Source organism: Bradyrhizobium australafricanum, assembly GCF_020329495.1.
Lineage (GTDB): Bacteria > Pseudomonadota > Alphaproteobacteria > Rhizobiales > Xanthobacteraceae > Bradyrhizobium > Bradyrhizobium australafricanum.
Genome location: NZ_JAGKJL010000028.1, coordinates 45,351 through 63,611, shown reverse-complemented (window position 1 = coordinate 63,611; position 18,261 = coordinate 45,351). Strand labels below are relative to the sequence as shown.

Genomic DNA, 18,261 nt, shown 5'->3' with positions numbered 1-18,261 from the left:
CATGCGCAACGCTCTGATCCGGCGCGGGCGGCGGTGGCTCTATATCGTCCACCGCTGGATCGGCATTGCGACGTGTCTCCTGTTCGCGATGTGGTTCATCTCCGGCCTCGTCATGATGTACGTGGCCTTTCCGCGCCTTACCGACAGCGAGCGCCTCGCCGCGCTTCCTGTCATTCCCTGGAGCAAGGTGCGGGTCACGCCTGATCGCGCGATGGCGATCGCGGGTGTCGAGCGTTATCCGCGTGACCTGCGGCTTTCGATGATGGACGACACGCCCGTCTATCGGGTGACCGGCTGGAAGGGAGGGACGATCACCATTTCGGCGACCGACGGCAGCGTGATCGACCGGATCACGCCGGCCCAGGCGCTGGCCATTGCCGCTCATCATCCGCATGCCTTGCAGCCTCGCTTGATCGAAACGATCACGCGCGACCAATGGTCAGTCACGTCGCGCTTCGATCCGTTGCGGCCGCTCTATCTGATCGGTCTCGGCGACGCCGATGGCACCGAGCTCTATGTTTCCTCGCGCACCGGCGAGATCGCGCTCGACACCACGCGTTGCGAGCGCATCTGGAATTGGCTCGGCTCGATCCCGCACTGGATCTATCCGACCGTGTTGCGCAAGGACGGCCCGCTGTGGCGGGATGCGGTGCTGTGGATCTCGGGTGTCTGTCTTGTCGTCGCGGTCACCGGCTTCTGGATCGGCGTCCTCCGCCTGCGGCTGATGCGCCGCTACGCTGATGGCGCCGTCTCGCCCTATCGCGGCTGGATGGCCTGGCATCACATTGCCGGCCTGGTCGGCGGCATCTTCGTCCTCACCTGGATGTTCAGCGGCTGGCTGTCGCTCAACCCCGGCGGCGCGTTTTCCGGGCGCGGCGTCACCCGTGAGATTGCGATCGGCTATAGCGGCCATGACACGGCCGACATCGTCGCTGGCTTCCAGTCGTCGCCATCGATGCCCGCGGTGGAGGCCCGCTTCGTCTGGATCGGCGGACACCGGTTAATGTTGCTCGACGACGGCAACGGCGGCCGCAGCATCGCCGATCCTGTGACCGGTGCGCGGATGACCCTCTCGCGCGACGAGGTCATCGCTGCCGCCCGACACGCAATGCCCGGCGCTGCGATGACATCAGCGCGGCAGCTCGATGAACCCGACGCCTATTGGTACACGCTGCACCAGGCGCGCGAGCTTCCGGTATTGCGGATCGGCTTCGACGATCCCGCCCGCACCTGGCTGCACATCTCCCCCGTCACCGGCGAGATCCTCGAGCGCAGCGACGACAGCCGCCGGTCCTACCGCTGGCTGTTCAACGCGCTGCACAGCCTCGATGTCCCGCTGCTGCTGCGCATCTGGCCGGCGCGCGACGTCGTGGTGTGGCTGCTATCGGCGGCTGGTACGATTATCTCGATCAGCGGGATCGTGATCGGGTGGCGCCGGTTGCGGCGGCGGAAGGTAAGAGGCAGGCGCGTATCGGCGAGCCTCGTGCGCAGACCCCCGTAAGCCGCGATTACTTGACGGTCAGGTGCACGTCCGGCGCCGGCTGATCGGGTGCCCATTCCAGTGCGAACCGCTGTCCGGCAATGATCTCATAGGTCGAGAGCTTGGATGCGACCGCATCGCGGAACCGGAGATAGGCATCGCGCTGCCGCCCGTTCGAGCGGGCCGCGGCCAGATTGAGCCATTTGTAGGCCAGCACGAAATCTGTCGGAACGCCGTGACCCTTGTCGTACATCAGGCCGAGCTGGGCCTGCGCGAACGGGTCGCCCTGCACGGCGCCGCGATAGTAGCAGTCGGCGGCGGCTGCGTAGGCCTGCGGCACGCCGAAGCCGTGCTCGTACAAGAAGCCGAGCATGCCGAGGGCGCGCGCATTGCCGTGCTCGGCGGCCGGCGCGAGCTCCCGGGCCGCCCGGACATAGTCGCCGCGATGGAAGGCGGACGATCCGCGCGCCACGCTGTCGGCGCTCGCGACAGAGGCGGTCATCGCGCAAAGCACGACCGCAAGCGAGGTCGAGAGGCCTGTCCGTCGTGTGAGAACGCGGCGCATCCTGCTGTCCGGCTCAGTGATAACTGGTGGTGATCGGTGCATTGGTCGATGTCGTGGCGATGCTGCCGCGCAATTTCGATCGAAGCTCCTCGGCCACGGTCTGGGCGTCGGAACCGTTGCGGATGATCTGCGGGCGGATGAAGATGATCAGCTCGGTGCGCTGGGTGCCGTTGCTCTGATGCCCGAAGGCGTCACCGAGGCCCGGAATCTGGTCGAGCACCGGAAGCGCATTGCGGGCGCCGCTCTGCTGTTCGCTGATCAGGCCGGCCAGCAGCACTGTCTGACCGTTGGCGACCGAGATCTGGCTCTTGACCCGCCGTTCCGAGACCGTCGGCGTCAGGTTGACCGTGCTGCCGCTGCTTTGGGGAACATTGCTGATCTCCTGCTCGACGTCGAGCCGCACGGTGCCGTTCACGCTGACGCGGGGCGAGACCTTCAGGATGATGCCGGTGTTGCGATAGTCGATGGTGTTGACCACCGTGTTACTCGTGGTCAACACCGTCGCGCTGCCGGTCGAGACCGGGACGACGTCGCCGACCTGCAGGGTCGCGACCTGGTTGTTGATCACGACCAGCGAGGGATTGGACAGCACCTTGACGCTGGTGACGGCATGCAGCGCATCCAGGATCAGGCTCGGCTGCGTCGCATTTCCGATCAGGAAGTTGAAGCCCGGGAAGCTCTGGTTGATGAAGGCATTGGTGAGCGATCCCGCGACCGAGACCGCGCCGGTGGTTGCGTCCGTGGTGGTCGCGGGCGCGGAAGTGGCCTGGGTTCCGAGGATCGAGCCGGTGTTCGGCTTCAGGCCGAGATTCTGGCTGGTGAGATAGGTCTGCACGCCATAGGACAGGGTGTTGTTGAGCGTGACCTCGGCGATCGTCGCGTCGATCGCGACCTGGAGCTGCGGCTCGTCGATCTGCAGCAGAGTCGCCTCGATGATGCGGTAGTTGGCCTGGTCGGCATAGATCAACAGATTGTTGTTGACGACATCGGGCGTGATCCGGACGTCCTGCATGACGGGCTGGCCGTTGCCGCCGCCGGCGCCGCGTCCGGCATCCAGCGCGGCATTGTTGCCCTGGCCCGGATTGTTGGGATTGTTCGCTTGCCCGCCGGCGCCAAATCCCTGGCCCAGGCCTGTTGCACCTGTCCCCGACGTGCCGCGGGATGCGAAGCCGCTCATGCCTGAATTCGCCCCGTTGTTGTTGTTGAGCGACAGACGGTCGGCGACGCTTGAGGTCGACGAGGTGCCGGAGCCGGGCGCGAGCTGGCTGTCGGCGCTGTCGAGCAGGTTGCCGGACGATCCGCCAAGGAACATGTCGGTCAGGACCCGCGCGATCTGGCGCGCATCGCCGTATTTGACGCGGTAGACATGGACCGAGGTGCGCGCCGTGTCGTTGCGGTCGAGGCGCTTGATCCAGGTCGCGGCCGTGTGCAGCATGTCGGGCTTCTTGGTCACCACCAGCACCGCGTTCAGGCGCGCGATCGGCATGAACTTGATGACATTCTGGCTGAGGCCGTTCTCGCCGGAATCGACGATCTTCTCCAGCTCGGCAATGACAGGCGCGGGCGAGCCGCTCGAGATCGGGAAGATGCCGACGGATTGGCCGCGCATCCAGTCGACGTCGAAACTGAGCACGGTATCGACCGCGGTGCGGCGCTCGGCGCCGGTGCCCTGGATCAGCAGCAGGTTGCGTGTCGTGTCAGCGCGGATCGCGCCCGCCCTGGTGGCGAAGCTGTCGGTCAGCTTCATGAGGGTCTGCGCCGACACATATTGCAGGGGGACCACCGAGATGCCGAATCCGGGTTCGGGATTGGCCGCCGCAGCATCGACGCGGCCGCCGCCGACGGCGTCGCCGAGCGGCGTCAGGCGATAGCCTGCCGTATCCTTGAGCAGCACGACGCCGCTCAGGCGGAGTGCGTTTTCAAGCACGAACACCATGTCGGACTTCGGCACCGGGCGGACCGAGACCAGGCTGACCGTGCCCTGCACCCGCGGGTCGATGGTGTAGCCGACATGCAGGATGTCGCCGAGCACCACCTTGGCGACGGTCGCCACCGGCGTGCTCTCGAAATTCAGATCGAAGCCATTGCCGTTCGACGCCGGCTGAGGCCGCGCGTCCGCGACCGCCGTCACTTCGCTTCCGTCATACATCGCCGCGCGGACGCTGCCGCTCTCGCTGCCGCCCGTCGCCGCCAGTGCGTTCGCCGGTTGCGGCTGGCGCTGCGCCAGGTCCAGCGAGCGCACCTTGTCGGTGACGTCGAGTTGGGATGCGTCCACGCTCTCGCCGACCGTCGCGGAATTGCAGGACGCCAACAGCCCCAATGACGTCAAGGCAAAAATGGCTGCGAGGCCGCCACGGATCGTCGGGCAGCGGCCCACTGTGCCTACGCGTTGCATGAAGGCCCTTCGCTTTGACTAACTGAAATTTCGATTGCTTGCGACGATCGGTCCTGCCCCGGAGGGACTCTTAGCGATCGAACATGACAGAAATAAATTGGTTACATGATTGTCGTTCGCGACCTGCCCATCGCATCGCACCTAAACTGTGCAGCCGGCGCGCTGCTTGTGTCCGCGATGCCACCCTCAAAGTTTCTTGAGCGCGACGAAGGATGTGACTTCGCACAGCTGTCACACTTCGGATCGATAACCGCACAATTGCCGGGAGCCGAACGCGACGGCACGCAGCGGCACTTGGCACGAACTGATCCGGGATAGTGTGGCGGGATATCGAGAATGGCCAACGACCTGTCCGTTCGGTTCGTGGATTATCTGCGTCAGAACAATCACCTGGCGCCGAGCGATGGACCGGCTGAGCGGACCGGGCAGGGCGCCGATGTCAGGCAATTGAAGCTGTGGGAGGTCACCAGCCTCTCCCCGACCGAATTCGCCGACGAAGCCGCGCGCTTCTTTGCGCTCGGCCGGCTGACGCTTCAGGAGATGACGTCGGCCGAACCGCTGGTCGGGTCGTTCTCGCCGCGCTTCCTGCGCGAGACCATGGTCTATCCGTGCCGCGCGGTCGACGGGACCACGGTGCTCGCCGTCGTCGACCCGACCGATCAGGCGACGCTGCGGGCGGCACAGATCGTGCTTGGCGCCGGCATCCATGTGAAGGTGGCTTCGTCGGAAGACGTCGCCATCGCGCTGAACAACTCGTCCAGCACTGAAGAGGCCGAGGCCGCCGATAGCGCGGCAGCGTTGCCCCGGGAAGACGACATCGAGAGTCTGCGCGATCTCGCCAGCGGCGCGCCGGTGGTGCGCGCGGTCAACGATCTCATCGAGAAGGCGGTCGAGCTTCGCGCCAGCGACATCCATATCGAGCCGTTTTCCGCCGGCCTGATGGTGCGCTTGCGGATCGATGGTCTGCTCCGGCCGGTCGCCGCGCTGTCGGGCGTGCTGCCACAGGCGGTGGTCTCCCGCATCAAGATCATCGCCAACCTCAACATCGCCGAACGCCGCCTGCCGCAGGACGGCGCGGCGCGGCTGCGGGCCGGTCGCACCGACATCGATATCCGCGTCGCGATCATGCCGACGCAGCACGGCGAATCCTGTGTCATCCGCATCCTGCCCAAGGATCGCGGCCTGCTCGTGGTCGAAAAGCTCGGGTTCTCCGAGCCTGACGAAGCCAAGCTGCGGCGGCTCTTGAAGCTGCCGCACGGCATGGTCGTGATCACGGGACCGACCGGCAGCGGCAAGACCACGACGCTGGCGACGATCCTGTCGATCCTCAATGAGCCGAGCCGCAAGATCCTGACCATCGAGGATCCGGTCGAATACGAGCTTCCCGGCGTCAACCAGTCCCAGATCAAGCCCGCGATCGGCCTGACCTTCGCCACCGCGCTGCGGTCCTTCGTTCGCCAGGACCCGGATGTGATCATGGTCGGCGAAATCCGCGATTCGGAGACCGCGCATGTCGCGGTGCATGCGGCGCTGACCGGGCATCTGGTGCTGACGACGCTGCACACCGAGACCGCGGCTGCCGCGGTGCCGCGTCTGCTCGACCTTGGGGTCGAAGGCTATCTGTTGCGTTCGGTGCTGCGCGGCGTGATCGCACAGCGTCTGGTCCGGCAACTCTGCGAACGCTGCAAGACGGCGCGGCCGCTGGCAACAGCCGATTTCGCCGAGGATCCCCGGCTTGCCGCGCTCGGCTTCAAGGCCGACGAGATCATTCAGGAGCCATGCGGCTGCGAGCGCTGCGGCGGGACCGGCTATCGCGGCCGCCTCGGCGTGTTCGAACTGCTCGAACTGTCCAATGAACTGCGCGAACTGATCGGGGAGCGAACCGACGGGCTGAAGATCGATACGATGGCGATCCGCTCGGGCATGACCACGATGCTCGATGACGGGGTCGCGAAATGCCGCGCCGGATTGACCTCGCCCGCCGAGATCCTCCGCGTCGCAACGGTGCGGTGACGCTGTGCCGAATTATCGCTATCGCGCCCTGACCCAGGCCGGCGAGATCGTGAACGGTACGATCTCCGCCCCGACGGCGGCCGAGGTGGCGCGGCGGATCGAATATCTCAAGCTGCTGCCGATCGAAACCACCGAGGACAAGCGCGCGTCCGGCGCCGCCGGCGGCCGCAGCCTGTTCGGCGGGCCCAGCGCGGCCGAGGTCACCACGTTCACGCGCGATCTCGCGCTGCTGCTCAAGGCCGGTGCGCGGCTCGACGATGCCTTGGAACTGCTGTCCGGCGACGCCGATGTCGGCCGAATGCGTCCGGTGGTGGCGAAAATTCGCGCCGCCCTGCTCACCGGCGAGAGCTTTGCCGACGCGGTCGCCGATCATCCAACCCTGTTCCAGCCGATGTACATCGCCCTAGTCCGGGTGGGAGAAATCTCCGGCACGCTCGATTCCGTGCTGGAGATGCTGGGCACCGAGCGCGCGCGTTCCGAGCAGATGCGGCGCAAGCTGACCGACGCCATGCAATATCCGGCCTTCGTGCTGGTCGCGGCGTCCGGTGTGATGCTGTTCTTCCTGCTGTTCGTGCTGCCGCAATTCTCGACCGTGCTCGGCGATTTCGGCGGCAAGTCGGACACCGCGCTCGCCAGCTTCATTGCGGTATCGGATTTCCTGCGCGCCAATGCCACTGCGGCAAGCCTGATCAGCGCGGCGACGATTGCGCTCGCATGGTGGCTGCTGCGGCAGGCGCGCGTCCGCGCCGCGCTGGTCAACGCCATCTCGCGCGTGCCGGGCATCAGCAGCGCCTTCCAGTTCTATCGCGCCAGCCTGTTCTGCCGCAATCTCGGCGTCCTGCTCGGCAGCGGCGTCAACCTCACCGCCGCGTTGCGCATCCTGGTTGACATCATGTCAGTGACCGGAAGCGAGGCGAACTGGACCGCCGCCGCCGACCGCGTCCGCCATGGCGGCAAATTGTCGGAAGCACTCGCCGTGGCGGACAGCCTGCCGCCGATGGCGGTCCGCATGCTGCGGCTCGGTGAAGAGACCGGGCAGCTGCCGGTGCTGGCCGGGCGGGTCGCGGAATTCTACGAAGCAAAATTGCAGCGCAGCCTGGACCGGGTCGTCGGCATCGTCGGTCCGCTGGCGATCATCACGATCAGCACCGTCGTCGGTGGACTGATCGTGTCGGTCATGACGGCGCTGCTCTCGGTCACGCAGCTTGTCGGTTAGAGCAGGGGTCATCGGCCATGATATCGCGCAACACCATCATAAAGGCATTCGCCACGCGAGTGGAACGCGCTCGCACGCCGTCGCAAAGCCAGAGGCGTTCGGGGCAGGAGGGCTTCACGCTGGTCGAGATGCTGGTGGTGATCGCGATCATCGGCCTGATCATGGGGCTGATCGGCCCGCGCGTGCTCAACTATCTCAGCGAATCCAAGGTCAAGACCGCGCGCATTCAGTTGCAGAGCTTCTCCAGCGCGCTCGACCTGTTCTATCTCGACGCCGGACGCTTCCCGTCCACGGCTGAGGGGCTTGCCGCGCTGGTCCGGCGCACGCCGGGGGTCGCGGCCTGGAATGGCCCGTATCTGAAGGGCGGCAACGTGCCGAACGATCCCTGGAACCATCCTTATCTCTATCGCTCGCCCGGCGAGCACGGACCGTATGACATCGTCTCCTACGGCTCCGATGGTCAGGAGGGCGGCAGCGGCACCTCGGCCGATATCTCGCTCGAGAAGACCACCGCCGCCAACAACGACCAGTAAGGATGCATGGCAAGCATGAGTGACGCGACGCAGCGCGGTTTCACCCTGCTCGAGATGGTGTGCGTGCTCGCCATCATCGCGCTGCTGGCGGCCGTGCTGCTTCCGTTCATTCCGCACCAGACCTCGCGATCGCGCCTGCAGGCCTATGCGTTGCAGACCGCGACGCTGCTGAAGGCCGATCGGAATGCCGCCATCGAGCGCAGCACCAGTGTTGCGACGCTGGTCGATGCGCCGAGCCGGGTGATCCACTCCGGCGCATCGCGCATGACGGTGCGGATCCCCGAAGACGTGCGGTTCGATGCCGTGCTGCCGCAGAGCTGTCAGCGCCGCGCCGCACTGTCGACCATCCGCTTCTTCGCCAATGGCGGGTCCTGCGGCGGCTCCATCGCGCTGACGCGGCTCGATGCGGGATATGAGGTCCGCGTCAACTGGCTTACCGGAAGGGTTGAAATCGTTGCTCGCGACGTCGCCGCCAACTGACCGCGCTGATGCGGGGTTCACCATCATCGAGGTGCTGGTGGCACTGGCGCTGGTGGCTGTCTCGATCGTTGCGATCGGCGCCGTCATGGGCGTCAAGACGCGCGGCGTGCGAGCGCTGGAGCAGCACGTGGCGCTGATGCAGGCGGTGCGCACCTTGATGACGGTCGGCATCCCGCCCCGCGCGGAATTGCAGTCGGGCACCTCGACGGGGCAGGCGGAGGGCTACCGCTGGACGATTGATGTCAGTCCGCTCGGTGGCGACTGGAAGGTGCCCGAGGGCAATGTGCCCTGGGCTCCGGAGCTGGTGCGGATTCGCGTCAAATCTCCGGGCGGTGCGCTGTCCGACATTCGCACCGTGCGCCTGATGCCGAGGGCGTCGGAATGACCCGGGCATGGGCAGACCAGCGAACGGGCGAGCGCGGCTTCACGCTGATCGAGACCATCGTCGCGCTGGCGCTGATGGGGCTGTTGCTGTCGGCGCTCGCCAGCATCACGGCGCAGTGGCTGCCGAGCTGGAACAGGGGCCTCGACCGGATCCAGCGCAGCGAATTGATCGGGATCGCGCTGGAGCGGATCGGCGCCGATCTTGCGGCCGCGGAGTTCGTTGCCGCCAACCGCGACAGCCACAAGCCGCTGTTCGACGGATCGGAGTTGTCCGTGACGTTCGTGCGAACGTCGGTGGGACCGAATGCCGGGCCGGGGCTCGACGTGGTGCGCCTTGGCGAGACGCGCGATCGCGGCGAGTTCGTCACGGTTCGCACGCAGACGCGGTTCACGCCGCTGGCTGACGGGGTGTCGCTGTCGGAACAGGTCCATCTCGGCAGCCCGGTGGTGCTGCTGCGCGCGCCCTATCGGCTGTCGTTCGCCTATGCCGGTGCTGACCGGGCCTGGAAGAGCGCGTGGAAGGACGCCGACAGACTGCCGGCGATGATCCGGCTGACCGTGCGCGATGCGGCGAGCCAGCGCGTCCTGTCGGTTTCGACCATCGCGCCGGTCCATGTCCAGATTCCGAGCGACTGCACCAAGCCGGACGGCAATTGCGGCGACAAGCAGAGTTCCGGCAGTGCCACTGACCTGGGGAAGACGTGATGGGCGCGTCCGGCAAGATCGGCCGATCGCCGGCCAATCGCGGTTTCGTCATCGTTGCGGTGCTCTGGATCCTGCTGGCGCTGTCGTCGCTGGCGATCATCTTCTCGGCCTATCTGGCCGCGTCGGCGCGCGCGCTGGCGGCCAGCGACCTGTCGTTGCAGACCGAGGCGCTGGTGTCGGCCGGACTCGAGCTCACCGCCTATCAGCTGACGCTGACGGACGAGAAGACGAGACCACAGTACGGGGCGTTTCATTTCGGGCTGGACGATGCCAGCGTCGATGTCACCTTCACGTCGGAGGCCGGCCGCCTTGATCTGAATTATGCATCGAAGGAGATGCTGATCGGCCTGTTCGTCGTGCTCGGTGCCCGCAAGGACGCCGCCGCCGAGTATGCCGACCGGATCGTCGGCTGGCGAACCCGGCCCGCGCCGGGCAGCGAGAATGTGGAGGCGGCGCGCTACAACGCGCTTGGCTATTCGCCGCGGCAGGGGCTGTTCACCCATATCAACGAGCTGGCGCTGGTCGCCGGCATCCCCGAAGCGTTTGTCGATCGCGTGTTGCCGTTCGTGACGGTGTTCAACGGCGGTCCGGATGTTGATCCGACCATCGCCGCGCCGGAAGTCGCTCTCGCCGTCGATAAGGCGTCGGGGAAGGACCAGGACGGCTTCGGGGCGCGCCCGGCTTCGCCGAACGGAATCGCTGCCGGAACGCAGGCCCCAAGCCAGCAGAGCGCGGCATCGACGGCGCAGAGCCCGTGCTACCGGATCGCAATCTCGATCCGCTTCCGCAACGGTCACCGTACCACGTCCGAGGCGGTGATCGCACTCGGCGACAAGGTCGAGCCTTATCGGGTCTTGTCCTGGCAAAACGACGTCGAGCCGCGAAACCCGGTTCTGCTGCGCAAGAGAGGATGATGGCAATGCTTGCCGAAGCACGGCAATGGTTCGAGCAATGGATCGGCGCGGTCGCGACCACCGTCGACGGCGTCGCCGGCAGGTTCATGCGCCGGCGCAGCATCGAGCTCGACGAGAATGGCGACGGCACGTTCACCGCCCGCCTCGCGGTCTCGAACGATGGCTCGCCTTCGATGCCGGTTTCGTTCCGGCTCGATCACGATGCGCCGCAGCCTCCGCTGCCGGCGGAGTGGAAGACCGCGTTCGACGGCAGCCGCATCGAGGTGCGTTTGCGATCGGATCAAATCGTCAGTCGCGTGCTCGATTTCCCGAGCCAGGCAGGCGACTTTCTCGACGGCATGATCCGCGCGCAGGTCGACAGGCTGACACCATGGAGCGCCGCCGATGCTGTCTTTGGCTGGAGTTCGCCGCAGCCGATCGCCAATGACCGCATCGAAGTCGCGTTCGGCGCGACCGCGGCGACGAAGGTCGATCCGTTGATCCGGATGGCGAGGATGCTCGGCGCCGCCTCCGTCGCGGTCTTCGCGCCGGCGGTTGGCGGCGACGGCGCCGCGCAGCAGGTGACGCTGCTCGACAAGTCGCTGCGCGGCCTTGCCGGGCCCTCGGTTCCGCGTCTGTTGCGCGTCAGCCTGGTCTCGACGGCGGCCGCGGCCGCGGTCTCGCTGCTGCTGAACATCTATCTCGGCGGGTGGCTGCAATCCGAGCAGGACGACCTGCAACACCGGATCGCGCAGCGCCGCGCCGCGCTGCGTCTCGATGCCAATGGCGACTCGTCCGGGCTCGGCCTGCTGGCCAAGCGCAAGCAGACGACGCCGTCGAGCGTCATGGTCCTGGAAGCGGTCTCGCGCGTGCTGCCCGACACGACCTATGTGACGGAACTTCGCATCGAGGGCAACAAGGTGCAGGTGGTGGGGCTGACCCAGGATGCGCCGTCCCTGATCCGGCTGCTGGAACAGTCGCCGCAATTCACCCGCGCGACGTTCTTCGCGCCGACGACGCGCGCGGCAAATGAATCGGCCGAGCGGTTCCACGTCGAGGCCAACATCACTGCTTATTTTGGGTCCGGCTCATGAGCGCAGCATCCCGATCGCTGACCGCTGTCAGCACCTCGCCAATGGTCGCGACCGCGAGCTATCTCGGCCTGTTCGTGCTGCTGCTCTTTGTCGTCATCTCCTCGCTCTCGGACATCATCGGCCTGCGCGGCGATGTCGCGGCAGCGGCCGGAATGCTGGAGCAACTGGAGGGGCGATCCAGGGCGAATACCGCGCCCGGTCAACCCGCCATGCCGACCGGCTCGGCCTATCTCGAGGGCGCAACCGTCACGGTGGCCGGCGCCACCTTGCTGCAACGCGTGTCGGGCGCGGTGATCAAGGCCGGCGGCAACGTGCTGTCGACGCAGCTCGACGTTCCCAACGTGCCGGCCAAGGCCGGCTTCATCAGCATGGTCGCGAGCAGCGAGATCGAGCAGGCGCAATTGCAGCAGGTGCTCTACGATCTGGAAGCCGGCATGCCGTTCCTGTTCATCGACCAGCTGGTCGTGCAACCCGTCGCCGACGAGGCCGCCAAGGGCGCCGATCCCGGCAAGCTGCGCGTGCTGCTCGGCGTCTCCGGACAATGGCGAGGAGCCAAATGATGCGACGCTTCGCAGCGACCATCGTGCTGTTGGCGGTATCGGCCTATTCGGCGCCGGCTGCGGTGCCTGCCCCATCCGGCGATGCATTGGACGCAGGGATGCTCGACGATACTCGCCTCGGCGGACCGGTGCTGAGTTCACCGCCACCGTCCGAACCGGTGACGTCGGTCCGGGTGGCCCCGTCGCCGGCACCGACGCCCCGGCCGCTCAGTGCAAATCCGTTGTGGGGCATCCCGCTCAAGACGCTGTCCAACACGCGCGACCGGCCGGTGTTCTCGCCGTCGCGGCGACCGCCGCCTGCCGTCGTTGCGGAACCGGAGGTCAGCAAGCCGGCGCCGCCGCCGCCGCGCAAGGTCGCGATCGAGCCGCCGCCGCTGTCGCTGGTCGGCACGATCGCGGGAGATGACGAGAGCTTCGGGATCTTTCTCGATCAATCGACCAAGACGGCGCTGCGGCTGAAGCTCGGCGACGACTTCCAGGGATGGAAGCTGCGGTCCATCAATGGCCGCGAAGTCACGATGCAGAAGGACGATCAGGGGGCGGTGCTCACATTGCCCCAGCCCGGCGGCGACGAGAGCGGCGATGTCCGCCTGGTTCCGGTCAGCACGGAGAGGAAGCCCTTGGCCGCGCGGCGCCAGATGTGACCGCGCGTCGGACCGAGATGCTAGTTCAACGCGAGCCAGCTCTGAAGGGCCGGCGTCACGAGAAGCCCGAGCGCCAGAAACGGGCCGAACGGGATCGAGGTCTGGCGCTTCATCTCGTGACCTGCGAGTTGCAGGCCGCCGGCAACACCGAGCGCCGCGAGTGCCGCGATCAGCAGCAAGGTAGGAATGCCTGTCGCGCCGACCCAGATCGCCGCGGCGGCAAGAAACTTGACGTCGCCAAGTCCCAATCCGTCGACTTGCCGCAAGGCGAAGTAACCACGCTGCAATAGCAGGAACAGGATGCCGACCATGACTGCGATTCCCATGGCGGTGAAGGCGGCCATCGTGCCTTCGGTGACGACGACGTTGGCGAGACCGAGCGCCGCGATCGCAAGGTTCAGCCAATTGGGGATGATGCCGTGGCGAAGATCGATCAGCGCGACCGCGCAGCAAAGCATGCAAAGCGCGCCGTAAGATCCGATAAGATAAAGGGCTTCGCGATCAATCTGCATGGCGACGGACAAGTGTGACAGGTGCGGACGTTGTGTTGCAACAACTCACGCGCGTTGAACAGTCCAATTTCAATCCGTCTGCAGCAGCGCGAACGAGTTTGCAAAATTGTGATCGTCATCGACGATCGCGAAGCAGAAAAGATGCGACAAAAAGTCTGCGCTGTCACAAATCCGCATAGGATACCGACAATAGTTCGCCCCGCTACATGCCGCGAGCCCTTCGTGGCAGACGAGTGGGTTGACTATGCACAAGATGCAAGTGGCGGCGTGCCTTGCTTTGCTGGCAGCGTTCGCAGGCGTGCGCGCCGCGAATGCCGGCGCTCTCGAGGAGGGCGCCGAGCGCTACCGGCCATATTTGATCGAGGGCGTCGCCAGTGCGCTGACAGGCGCGCGTGCGCTGCGCGAGCGCGCCGCGGCGGCGGATTTGCCTGGAGCGAAGAAGGCCTGGCTGTCGGCGCGCGCCGGCTGGGAGCGCTCGGAGGTGTTCACCGCAGGCTTCGTGCCTGAGCTCGACGCGCAGATCGACGCCTGGCCCAACGCGGACAGCGGGTTCCACGCCATCGAGGCGAAACTGTTCGGAGCTGCCAGCACCGACGTTGCCACCGATGCGACTGGCCTTGTCGAGCATCTGAACGATCTCCACGGCAAGCTCAAGGAGATCAAGCTGACGCCGCAGGGCCTTCTGGATGGCACGGTGCGGCTCGCTTACGAAGTCGGAGAGAGCAAGGCCGATGGCGGCGAGTCGCGCATCAGCGGCACCTCGCTGGACGACATGCGCAACAACATCGCCGGCATCGACTTCGCTTACCACACGATCTTCTCGGCCGCGCTCAACACGGTCGACGGCAAGCTCGACGAGATGGTGACCAACCGGATCGAACAGCTCGAAGCGATCGTCGCCACGCCCGACCTGCCGCATGTCAACATTGCCGAACTGCGCCAGACCAGCGAGGAACTGGTGGTTGCGCTGCAGAGCGCCTCGGCAAAGCTCGGGCTGCAGCGGCCGACCCTGGAGGCCCAGGCGCGATGACATCGCTTCACCTGCGTCTGGCTGCGCTGCTCTCCGGTGTGATCGCCCTGGCACTGTTCGGGCGTGCGGTGGCGTTTCCGGTCGACGGTGACAAGACCGTGCTGCCTGTCGCGACCGAGCTGAACGAGGATGCGCTCGACAAGCCGCGCGAGGTGTTCCAGTCCGAGCGGACCGGAGCCAAGTCCTATCTGGTGAATCTCGGCGATCTCGCGTTCAATTCGCCGGGGCTGCTCGGTGACGTGGCGCGGCAGGCCGGCGTGAGCTGCGGCACCTGCCATGTCAATGGCGCGAACAACGCCAAATTCTTCATGCCGAAGATGTCGAGCCGGCCCGGCACGTTCGACACCACCGGTCCGCTGTTCAATCCGAAGGCCAACAATCTGGCGTTCGATCCCGTACGCATCCCGAGCCTGCGCGGCGCCCGTTATCTTGCGCCCTACGGCGCTGACGGCCGCTTCGCCTCGCTGCGCGACTTCGTCCACAATGTCATCACCAACGAGTTCGCAGGTCCCGAGCCGTCGCCGGCAACGCTCGATGCGATCGTGGCGTATATTCACGACATCGACTTCCTGCCCAATCCGAGCCTTGGTCCCGCCGGACGGCTGGCCGGCAAGATCAGTGACGCGGAGCGCCGCGGCGAAGCGCTGTTCGCGAAGCCGTTCCCGCACGATCCATCATTGAGCTGCGCGGGATGCCACGTTCCGTCGTCCGGCTTTGTCGATCACCAGCAGCACGACGTAGGTTCCGGCGGCCTGTTCAAGACGCCGACGCTGCGCAACGCCGACTTCAACGCACCGTACTTTCACGACGGCCGCTTCGACAATTACAACCAGGTTGTCGACCATTTCGACCGGACCTTTCAGCTGGACCTCTCGGCGCAGGACAAGGACGACCTCGTTGCCTATCTCACGGCGGTCGGCGATGGCGTGCAGCCTTATGAACGCGACGGCGCCGGTGCAACGCTGAAGGAGATCAACGATTTCTCGACGGTGCTCGCGACCGCGATTCCGGCCGGTGACAAGGACATCGTCGCGCTGGCGGTCGATACGATCGGCCGCGAGTTGCGCGAGTTGACCGAGCAATATCCCGATCGCAAGAACACCAGCGTCTCGGGCGGCGAGCAGCAGCGCGTGCTTGCGCGCAACGGCCTCAAGGAACTCGTGCTCACGCTGCGGCGAATCGAGATGGCGGTTGCGGCGGGGCGCAACGCGGATGCCGCAACCGAGTTCAGGAATTATCGCAATCTGATGGCTGCTGCAGTGCCCGCGCTATTGGCCAGCGCCGAGCCATGGTCGCTATTCAATCAAGGCGTGCATGACCAGCATTATGCTGCGCTTCGCCAGGTGATGCGCTCCAAGCACCTTTCGCATTGATTGCGTTGTATTGAAGTGATTTTGCGATCCGCGCTGCGGCGCGGATGCGTGATCAATTTTCGATCATTGGTTGCATGGTTGAATCGTGGAGATGCACCGCACGGCGGCAGATGTCTCCTCAGAAAATATTTGAACGTTTCGAAATTTCTTGCGCGCTTTCATGTAAGCGAAAACCATGCGTCATATTGTCGCACTAAGCAGTGTGTGTTGCTAACCGCAAACACCCTGAGGTCGACAATGAGTTTGAATTACAAAAAGCACTGGCGAACCAGCACCGCGCTCTGCATCGCGTCAACGGTGCTCGTCGCAACAGCCGCATATGCCGCTCACTATCCGGGCGGCCGCAGTGATTGGGACAAGCGTCCGCATCACAATCACCAGGCGCACGAAGAGGGCGATCGTGCGAAGCATGAGAACCATGGCCATCATGGTGACGGCGATCACGGCGTGAAGACCGCGTCGCCGATCAAGCACGTCATCATCCTGATCGGTGAGAACCGCGGCCTCGATCACACCTTCGGCATCTACAAGCCGAAGGGCAAGGGCCAGACCATCTCCAACCTGTTGTCGAAAGGCATCGTCAACGAGGATGGAACGCCGGGACCGAGCTTTGCGCAAGCGCAGCAGTCCTCGGTCGCGGGCCAGCCCTTGTACTATATCGGCGCGCCGACCATCGCGAAGTCGCCCTACAACGCGACCAACCTGATGCCGCAGCCGAACACCAACGGCACGCCGACCGCGCAGAGCGAAACCGCGCCTCCGTTCCACACGATCGCCGAAGCCAGCGTCGAGAAAGACATGGATCCGGCCGATCTCGACATCCTCACCACCGGTTTCAGCGGCCTGCCGACTGGCGTGCTTGATACCCGCGTTCCCGGCGCCGGCGGCCTCAACGGACCGTTCCCGTTGCAGGGTGAGCAGATCAGCGACGACGACTATACCGGCGACTCGACGCATCGCTTCTATCAGGATTGGCAGCAGGAAGACTGCAGCGCCGCCAACGCTACCAAGAAGAACAATTCGGGCTGCCTGAACGATTTGTTCCCGTTCGTGATGGCGACCTATTCGGCGTCCAACAAGAGCATGGCCAACTCGATGGGCTACTACAACGCCCAGCAGGGTCAGGCTCCGGTCCTGAAGATGCTGGCCGACCGCTTCACCCTGAGCGACAACTTCCACCAGTCGTTCCACGGCGGCACCGGCGCGAACCACTTCATGCTCGGTACCGGTGACGCGGCCTTCTGGAGCGACGGCAAGGGCAATCCAGTGACGCCGCCGGCCAACCTGATCGCCAATCCGAATCCGGTCGCGGGTTCGGTCAACCGCTACACCGTCGATGGCAATTGGAGCAATTGCTCTGATGTCTTCCAGCCCGGCGTCAAGCCGATCGTGACCTACCTCAACAATCTGCCGTACGCGGCGGAGCCGAACTGCAAGCCCAACCACTACTACATGCTCAACAACGTCAACCCGGGCTATCTGCCGAACGGCGCGCTGTCGGGTGGCAACAACGTGCCGCCGTCGTCGGTTCGCACGATCGGCGATGCGCTCATGGAGAAGAACATCTCCTGGGCGTTCTACGGCGGCGCGTTCAACGACGCCGTGGCGCTTTCCAACGCCGCGGTTGCCGCCAATCCGTCGAACCCCAACCTCAGCGCCGCTGCGGTCGCCGATCCGGCGCACGCGCTCGGTGTTGCCTACTGCCAGATCTGCAATCCGTTCCAGTATGCGACCTCGATCATGGCCAACCCGGCCGTGCGTCAGGCTCACATGAAGGACACTGCCGATCTGATCACGGCGATCCAGAACAACACGCTGCCTGCGGTGTCGTTCGGCAAGCCGGACGGCCTGCTCGACGGTCATCCGCAGAGCTCGAAGGTTGATCTGTTCGAGGCCTATGTCCTGAACGTGCTCAACTCGCTGGACAACAATCCGGAGCTGAAGGCTGAAACCGCTGTCTTCATCACCTGGGACGAGGCCGGCGGCTATTGGGACTCCGGCTACCAGCAGTCCATCGACTTCTTCGGCGACGGACCGCGCATTCCGACCCTGATCCTTTCGCCCTATTCGACGGGCGGCAAGGTCAACCACAACTACGCCGACCACGTTTCGCTGCTGAAGTTCATCGAACGCAACTGGGCTCTCCAGCCGCTCACGAACCGCAGCCGCGACAACCTGCCGAACCCGACCTACTCGAAGAACAACGAGTACGTCCCGACCAACAGCCCGGCATTGTCTGACCTGTTCGACGCGTTCGACTTCAGCAAGCCGGTCACGTTGTCCTACACCGAGTGATCAAGCTCTCACCCACGGAGAAGTCTTGACTCCATCCAGAGGCGGCGCCGATCGAACCCATGGTTCGATCGGCGTCGTCCTGTTCTACC

17 protein-coding genes are annotated in these 18,261 nt (G+C 65.3%); 14 read left to right on the top strand and 3 right to left on the bottom strand.

Features of this window, described 5'->3' with window-relative positions:
• Nucleotide 1: 1 nt before the first annotated feature.
• Nucleotides 2-1,501, top strand: coding sequence for a cytochrome b family protein (locus J6525_RS24195; protein WP_225646580.1), 1,500 nt, complete (start codon nt 2-4; stop codon nt 1,499-1,501).
• A 7-nt stretch (nt 1,502-1,508) separates the two neighbouring features.
• Here J6525_RS24195 and J6525_RS24190 read toward each other — a convergent pair whose 3' ends face one another.
• Together J6525_RS24190 and gspD are read right to left on the bottom strand one after the other, a co-directional pair.
• Complete coding sequence (locus J6525_RS24190; protein ID WP_225646616.1) at nt 1,509-1,982, bottom strand: tetratricopeptide repeat protein; 474 nt, start codon at nt 1,980-1,982, stop codon at nt 1,509-1,511.
• A gap of 76 nt (nt 1,983-2,058) precedes the next feature.
• Complete coding sequence (gene gspD, locus J6525_RS24185; RefSeq protein WP_225646579.1) at nt 2,059-4,440, bottom strand: type II secretion system secretin GspD; 2,382 nt, start codon at nt 4,438-4,440, stop codon at nt 2,059-2,061.
• A gap of 336 nt (nt 4,441-4,776) precedes the next feature.
• On the opposite strand from gspD, the gene J6525_RS24180 reads away from it, so the two are divergent.
• The 10 genes from J6525_RS24180 to J6525_RS24135 are packed head-to-tail and all read left to right on the top strand — an operon-like array spanning nt 4,777 to nt 12,962.
• Entirely contained in the window at nt 4,777-6,453 is a 1,677-nt protein-coding gene (locus tag J6525_RS24180) for a GspE/PulE family protein (RefSeq protein ID WP_225646578.1), read from the top strand.
• Nucleotides 6,454-6,457: 4 nt separating this feature from the next.
• A complete protein-coding gene (locus J6525_RS24175) occupies nt 6,458-7,669 on the top strand; it encodes a type II secretion system F family protein (RefSeq protein ID WP_028340295.1) in 1,212 nt (403 codons plus the stop codon).
• A 17-nt stretch (nt 7,670-7,686) separates the two neighbouring features.
• Complete coding sequence (gene gspG / locus J6525_RS24170) at nt 7,687-8,202, top strand: type II secretion system major pseudopilin GspG (RefSeq protein ID WP_225646577.1); 516 nt, start codon at nt 7,687-7,689, stop codon at nt 8,200-8,202.
• Nucleotides 8,203-8,217: 15 nt separating this feature from the next.
• Nucleotides 8,218-8,682: a type II secretion system protein gene (locus tag J6525_RS24165; RefSeq protein WP_050386340.1), complete on the top strand. Its 465-nt coding sequence runs from the start codon at nt 8,218-8,220 to the stop codon at nt 8,680-8,682.
• Nucleotides 8,657-9,067, top strand: a complete 411-nt coding sequence (locus J6525_RS24160) for a prepilin-type N-terminal cleavage/methylation domain-containing protein (RefSeq protein WP_143029493.1) — start codon at nt 8,657-8,659, stop codon at nt 9,065-9,067. Before J6525_RS24165 ends, J6525_RS24160 begins: the two co-directional genes overlap by 26 nt.
• A complete protein-coding gene (locus tag J6525_RS24155; RefSeq protein ID WP_225646576.1) occupies nt 9,064-9,771 on the top strand; it encodes a PulJ/GspJ family protein in 708 nt (235 codons plus the stop codon). The genes J6525_RS24160 and J6525_RS24155 overlap by 4 nt, the downstream gene beginning before the upstream one ends.
• Complete coding sequence (locus J6525_RS24150) at nt 9,771-10,685, top strand: type II secretion system minor pseudopilin (protein WP_225646575.1); 915 nt, start codon at nt 9,771-9,773, stop codon at nt 10,683-10,685. The genes J6525_RS24155 and J6525_RS24150 overlap by 1 nt, the downstream gene beginning before the upstream one ends.
• Entirely contained in the window at nt 10,685-11,758 is a 1,074-nt protein-coding gene (locus J6525_RS24145) for a PilN domain-containing protein (protein ID WP_225646574.1), read from the top strand. The genes J6525_RS24150 and J6525_RS24145 overlap by 1 nt, the downstream gene beginning before the upstream one ends.
• Entirely contained in the window at nt 11,755-12,318 is a 564-nt protein-coding gene (gene gspM, locus J6525_RS24140; RefSeq protein WP_225646573.1) for a type II secretion system protein GspM, read from the top strand. Before J6525_RS24145 ends, gspM begins: the two co-directional genes overlap by 4 nt.
• On the top strand, nt 12,318-12,962 hold the full coding sequence (locus J6525_RS24135) for a hypothetical protein (protein WP_225646572.1): 645 nt from the start codon (nt 12,318-12,320) through the stop codon (nt 12,960-12,962). The genes gspM and J6525_RS24135 overlap by 1 nt, the downstream gene beginning before the upstream one ends.
• Before the next feature lie 20 nt (nt 12,963-12,982).
• Here J6525_RS24135 and J6525_RS24130 read toward each other — a convergent pair whose 3' ends face one another.
• Nucleotides 12,983-13,420, bottom strand: coding sequence for a prepilin peptidase (locus J6525_RS24130; protein ID WP_225646571.1), 438 nt, complete (start codon nt 13,418-13,420; stop codon nt 12,983-12,985).
• A gap of 298 nt (nt 13,421-13,718) precedes the next feature.
• Here J6525_RS24130 and J6525_RS24125 point away from each other — a divergent pair, with 298 nt between their 5' ends.
• The 3 genes from J6525_RS24125 to J6525_RS24115 all read left to right on the top strand — a co-directional run bounded on the left by J6525_RS24125 (nt 13,719) and on the right by J6525_RS24115 (nt 18,172).
• On the top strand, nt 13,719-14,504 hold the full coding sequence (locus J6525_RS24125; protein ID WP_225646570.1) for an EfeM/EfeO family lipoprotein: 786 nt from the start codon (nt 13,719-13,721) through the stop codon (nt 14,502-14,504).
• Nucleotides 14,505-15,046: 542 nt separating this feature from the next.
• On the top strand, nt 15,047-15,877 hold the full coding sequence (locus tag J6525_RS47545; protein ID WP_376708555.1) for a cytochrome c peroxidase: 831 nt from the start codon (nt 15,047-15,049) through the stop codon (nt 15,875-15,877).
• A 243-nt stretch (nt 15,878-16,120) separates the two neighbouring features.
• Nucleotides 16,121-18,172 (top strand): phospholipase C, encoded by a 2,052-nt coding sequence (locus tag J6525_RS24115; protein WP_092080438.1) that lies wholly within the window; start codon nt 16,121-16,123, stop codon nt 18,170-18,172.
• The last annotated feature ends 89 nt before the right edge of the window (nt 18,173-18,261 follow it).

Bases quoted from the DNA above. Each gene is read 5' to 3' on its own strand.
- J6525_RS24190 (WP_225646616.1), bottom strand. From the start codon at position 1,982: ATGACCGCCTCTGTCGCGAGCGCCGACAGCGTGGCGCGCGGATCGTCC.
- J6525_RS24195 (WP_225646580.1), top strand. From the start codon at position 2: ATGCGCAACGCTCTGATCCGGCGCGGGCGGCGGTGGCTCTATATCGTC.
- J6525_RS24165 (WP_050386340.1), top strand. From the start codon at position 8,218: ATGAGTGACGCGACGCAGCGCGGTTTCACCCTGCTCGAGATGGTGTGC.
- J6525_RS24150 (WP_225646575.1), top strand. From the start codon at position 9,771: ATGGGCGCGTCCGGCAAGATCGGCCGATCGCCGGCCAATCGCGGTTTC.
- gspG (WP_225646577.1), top strand. From the start codon at position 7,687: ATGATATCGCGCAACACCATCATAAAGGCATTCGCCACGCGAGTGGAA.
- J6525_RS24125 (WP_225646570.1), top strand. From the start codon at position 13,719: ATGCACAAGATGCAAGTGGCGGCGTGCCTTGCTTTGCTGGCAGCGTTC.
- gspD (WP_225646579.1), bottom strand. From the start codon at position 4,440: ATGCAACGCGTAGGCACAGTGGGCCGCTGCCCGACGATCCGTGGCGGC.
- J6525_RS24155 (WP_225646576.1), top strand. From the start codon at position 9,064: ATGACCCGGGCATGGGCAGACCAGCGAACGGGCGAGCGCGGCTTCACG.
- J6525_RS24180 (WP_225646578.1), top strand. From the start codon at position 4,777: ATGGCCAACGACCTGTCCGTTCGGTTCGTGGATTATCTGCGTCAGAAC.
- J6525_RS24130 (WP_225646571.1), bottom strand. From the start codon at position 13,420: ATGCTTTGCTGCGCGGTCGCGCTGATCGATCTTCGCCACGGCATCATC.
- J6525_RS24145 (WP_225646574.1), top strand. From the start codon at position 10,685: ATGGCAATGCTTGCCGAAGCACGGCAATGGTTCGAGCAATGGATCGGC.
- J6525_RS24135 (WP_225646572.1), top strand. From the start codon at position 12,318: ATGCGACGCTTCGCAGCGACCATCGTGCTGTTGGCGGTATCGGCCTAT.
- gspM (WP_225646573.1), top strand. From the start codon at position 11,755: ATGAGCGCAGCATCCCGATCGCTGACCGCTGTCAGCACCTCGCCAATG.